Origin of the sequence: Corallococcus interemptor, assembly GCF_003668875.1 — a bacterium.
Taxonomy (GTDB): Bacteria; Myxococcota; Myxococcia; order Myxococcales; family Myxococcaceae; genus Corallococcus; species Corallococcus interemptor.
In genome coordinates, this window is record NZ_RAWM01000236.1 from 1 (window position 1) to 4,742 (window position 4,742).

Annotated in this window: 3 protein-coding genes; 2 read left to right on the forward strand and 1 reads right to left on the reverse strand. The window is 67.1% G+C overall.

Going from position 1 to position 4,742, the window contains the following annotated elements:
- The coding region (gene mtgA, locus D7X96_RS38625; RefSeq protein WP_244219874.1) for a monofunctional biosynthetic peptidoglycan transglycosylase at nt 1-784 on the forward strand (784 nt) is incomplete at its 5' end.
- 761 nt (nt 785-1,545) lie between these two features.
- Nucleotides 1,546-3,441 (forward strand): hypothetical protein, encoded by a 1,896-nt coding sequence (locus D7X96_RS38630; protein WP_147468515.1) that lies wholly within the window; start codon nt 1,546-1,548, stop codon nt 3,439-3,441.
- A gap of 269 nt (nt 3,442-3,710) precedes the next feature.
- On the opposite strand, the gene D7X96_RS38635 is transcribed toward D7X96_RS38630, so the two are convergent.
- Nucleotides 3,711-4,625 carry a restriction endonuclease gene (locus tag D7X96_RS38635; RefSeq protein ID WP_121771973.1) on the reverse strand — a complete coding sequence of 305 codons (915 nt, stop codon included), beginning with the start codon at nt 4,623-4,625 and terminating at the stop codon, nt 3,711-3,713.
- Nucleotides 4,626-4,742 lie beyond the last annotated feature (117 nt).

Below are 4,742 nucleotides of genomic sequence, written 5' to 3' on the forward strand. Positions count from 1 at the left end.
GGGCTGGGGCCGGTGGGTGCTGGGCGGGTGGCTGCTGTTCGTGCTCTGGCTCAGCGTGGGGTACGCGCGGCTGCCCGACGTGAGCGGGCTGCGCACGGAGAACCCGCGCACCACCGCGCTCATGGAGCAGCGGGCCGAGGAGGCGAATGCGGAGGGCAGGAAGCCCCGCGTGCGACAGGCCTGGGTGTCCCTGGGCGCGGTGGCCCCGCACGCGGTGGACGCCGTGCTCATCTCCGAGGACGCGCGCTTCTACCGGCACGAAGGCGTGGACTGGAAGGAGGTGGAGAACTCCATCGACCAGTCCGTGCGCGAGGCCCGGCTGGGGCGCGGCGCCTCCACCCTCACGCAGCAGCTGGCGAAGAACCTCTACCTCTCCACGGACCGCAGCCTGCTGCGCAAGGCCAAGGAGTTCGTGCTCGCGCGCCGGCTGGAGGAGCACCTGTCCAAGCAGCGCATCCTCGCGCTGTACCTGAACGTCGTGGAGTGGGGGCCGGGGGTGTATGGCATCGAGGCGGCGGCCCGTGAGCACTTCGGCACGTCGGCGCGGGCGCTCACCGTGGCTCAGGGCGCGATGCTCGCGGCCATGCTGCCCGCTCCCCGCCGCTGGCTGCCCGCCCAGCGCCCGGAGACGCTGCGCACCCGCGCCGGTGTCATCCTGACGCGGCTGGAGCGCGAAGGCCGCATCAGCGCGGCGCAGGCCCGTGAAGCCCAGGCCGAGCTGTCGCGCTTCTTCGGCGTGTCGCCCGCGTCCGAGGCCATCGCCCGGCTGCCCGCGGAGAGCTGAGCCGCCAGAGCTTCAGCGTGGCCAGGAGTTCCAGCACCGTCAGGCCCTCTCCCGCATGGTCCAGGGCAGGGACGACACCAACCGCGCTGTACCCGAGCTGCGCGGCGGCCAGCTTCGCGTCCGCAAACTGGCCATCGTCTTGCCAAGCAGGAGCACCGTTGGCTTGGCGGAAGATTTGCGCCGCCTTGGCGATGCCAATGCCTCAATTGGAAATCATTGCATTTCCAAGAGGGGAGCCTGGAAGGGGGGCTGGGCGGTACGGATTCTCCACAGCGTTTTCCTCCTCGCTCGTTCATTCAGTGGATGACCCAGGCGGATGCTCACCGCTCTGGGGCTCACCCGCGGTCTTGAGTGTCAGGGGGATGACCATGTCAGGCGCACGAAGCGTTGCGGTGCTGTGCGTGGTGCTGGGTGGGATGGGAGGCTGTGCGGCGGGGAACCACGCGGTCCCGCCTGCCAATGCATCCCAAACAGCCCGGGCGCAGGAATCGGCCCATGGTTTGTTCCATCTCGCATGGCAATACGCGGATGGTGACGGGGTACCCAAGGATGAGCATCGCGCCGCCGCGCTATTCGCGCAGGCTTGCCAAGCCGGCTTCTCCAAGGCCTGCGCTCAGCGGTGAGCGCAGGCGAATCATTGCCTTGGTAATCTTTCATACACACGTCAGGGTTTTCCGGCGGGGCGCCTCGACGGGTTTGGGCGAGCACTGCTATCACCTAAGGCCACGAACATTCGCATCGCTCAAGGGGGAGAGCGCGCCATGTCCCGTGATGTCATTGTCCATTTCAATGTGCTGCCTCACTCCACCCGCGAGCGGCTCATCGCCAGTACGAGCCCGCACTCCGCGGACGCTCCACTCTTTTCCGACAAGGACCGCACCACCCAGAAGGGATTGGCGCGGTGGTTCGTAGCGGGCTTGCTGGGGCTGGGCCACTTCTGCTTCATCGCGCTCACTGCGTTCGGAACGCCTGGCGCGCGCGGCGTCGAGGACGTGGGTTCCCTCATTGCCTACGCGTTGGACATCAGCCTGATGGTCGCGGCCGTCCTCGGCATCGCGTACCACCGCAGGCGCAGCGCGGGTCTGCCCTTCGCGCCGGGGCGCTATCTGTTCCCCCTGGAGTTCGTGGACCTCCGCGAGCCAAAGATGCGCATCCGCTCCCTGAACGGGCTCATCGAATTCAAGGGGGTGCACCAGCACATCAATGGCACCTACAGCCATACCTCCTTCTTTTTCACCTTTCAGGGAGGCGTCGTCGAGGAGTTCCAGGTCAGCGACAAGCATGACGCCGAGCGACGGCTCCAGGTATTTCAGCGCGTGCGCAAGGGAGTCGCCGGAGCACTGGAGCGGCAGGACGCCAATGCCCTCCAACAGCTCGACGTCTTCTTCGACGTACGAATGAAGGGCGGCTTCCAGGCCTTCCAGGGCAAGAGCGAGGACGCTCTCGACACGGGCCCGCGGGCATCGGGCGTGCCGAGCCGGCTGGGCCGGCGGTGGCTGACCTCTCTGACGGTGGGGGTGGTGCTGGGCATCACCGCGCTGTTGTTGAGGAACCTGGCGAGTGACCACACGGCCTTCGAGGCAGCCAGGAAGGACGGGAGTGGGGCGGCCTTCCACCAATACGTGCTCACGGGCTGGCGCTATGTCGACGAGGCAAGGCGGCTCGGCGCGGAGGCGGAGTTCACCGGCTGTGAGAAGCAGGGCGCCGAGGCCTGCTGGCTGACGTACCTGAAACGCTGGGATGGGTCGCCCCGCTCCAAGGAGGTCAGGGAGGAGCGCCTGCCGCGCGCGGCGCTCGCGGAGGCCGGCGATACCGTGTCGGCGCTGCGCCGCTTCCGCACGCGCTACCCGGCCTCCGTGGTGGACGGGGAGGCCAAGGCCCGCATCCACGAGCTGTTCGTGAAGTCCCTGGCCGAGTTCAAGGACCAGGCCTCCACCACCCATGCCGGAATCGTCCCCTTCGTGGGCGGGCTGATGGCCCATCTGGAGGCGACGGACAATCCGCAGGTGCTCCTGCGCTTCCGCCAGCAGTCCTCGCCCACGCTCGAGAAGGCCGACAAGCTGCTCGGCAAGGCCATGCGCAGGCAGGGGCGGGAAATGGCCATGGTGTCCCGCCACTTCGAGCCCCAGTACACCCAGCCCCTGGAGCAGGCCATCACCGAAGCGCTGAGCAGCGCCTTCGTGCAGATCTTCCCCACGGACCTGCTCACACTCCAGGCGGCGCCCGCCGGGCAGCCGGCGGCCGACACGACCGTACCGGTGCTGGAAATCGTCTATACGATTGGCTGGTCCGGCAATACCTACAGCTCCGTGGAGACCCGGCGTGTCTTCGTGGGCATCCAGTTCGAGTTCAGCGCGGACATGCGCGTGCCGGACCAGAAGCCGCTGCACTTCGGGCTGCGAGTCAACCCGCCCGATTTCTTCACCGTGCACTTCACGTCCAGACAGCTGGAGTTGGTGGGTCTCAATGGCAGAGGGCCCAGCGATGACGACGTGTACCGGGTGATGTCGCTGCGAGCCTTCGATCAGCTGAGCGACAAGCTGAGCCAGGTCTTCTTCCGTCCGACAAGCAAGGCCTTCCAGGCCAGCACCCTGGGCGGCTCCGAGGAGGCGCCGGAAGGCCTGCACGAGGCGCTCAGTCAGCCTTCCCCGCCTTGAGTCCCGCGCCTGGACTCCTCTACGTCGAGCCTCCTCGGCGACCCCCACCGCATGTGCTGAACTCCAGACCGAGGTTGCCGAGCGGCGTGTCCCCCAGCGCGACGTGGCGGCGGGTGCTCTCCACCACCGCGTCCAGTTCGCGCCTGCTTCAATCTCATGTTGCAACTGATGGCGCGTCAGGCCCGCACCGGATTCCTCTTGACCGCGACTATCGGCACCCTCCACGAAGGGGCCGCAAGCCCAGGCATCTCGGCCGGTGGAGCGGACGGTCAGATGACCTTCTCTTCAATCCAGCCGCTGAGCCCTGCGCTTACCGCCAGCCGCGCGAGCACTGCGGGGTCCACCACTTCGACGTCATCCGGAAGGTCAGTGGCGGCCGCGAGCTCAGGGCTTGGAGAGTGGACGACGAAGAACACCCGCCGGTAGGCCTGCTCGGAGAAATGGTGAATCGTCTCGTCCAGGTCCTTTCGTCCCGCCTTGGATTTGATCTGCACGACATAGCGGTCGCCGGTCAGCGGCTCGGTCAGCTCCATGTCGAAGGACTTCACCTGCTGCCCCAGGATGCTGGTCCGCGCCCATCCCGCATGCCGGAAGACGAGATCGACGAGTGTCTCGAAGTCCTTCCAGTGCAGTTCCCGGATGGCTGCCATCACTGCGGCCTCAAGTTCCGTGCGCTGTCGTTCGATTCGGACGGCAAGGTCGCTCCGCCTGCCCTCCAGCACCCGCTGCAAGAGCTCCTTCGCCCCGACGCTGCAGATGGTGCCGCGAAACGCCTGAAGGCTGGCGATCTTGCCCGGGAGGGTGCTCGCGACGAGTAGCCTGTCGTTCTCGGCCTTGTCGCGCCAGGGCTCCGTGCGGCGGTACTTCGAGAGGGCGTCCTGCTGGAAGGGGCCGGGCAGGACGCGCGTCCACCACAGCCGGCCCTCATGAAACGCCGTCCACACGTCGCCAGGGCCCGAGCCTGCTAGGTCTTGCAGCCTGTTGAGGTCGGTCGTGGCAACACCCTTGCTCGTCTCCGACGCGTCGAGCTGCTTCTTGAGCCTCTTCCAGTTCCCGCGATTGATGTCGGCGAGATCCTGATGGGGATAGCCCACCCGGATGCGGGCATTGGCCATGCAGTCCGCCTCCCAGCGGCCGCGCTCGCCAAGCTTGATGTAGAAGGCGTTGTGGATGGGGACGGGCACGAGAACTCCTTTCAGTGACAGGGAGGATAGAGCAAAGCGGCTCCATGCTCCGGCCGGCTTCTGGACAGCGGCCCGCGCTGGGGAGGCGTGGCGGGGAGAAGCGCTCGAGTGGGGGAG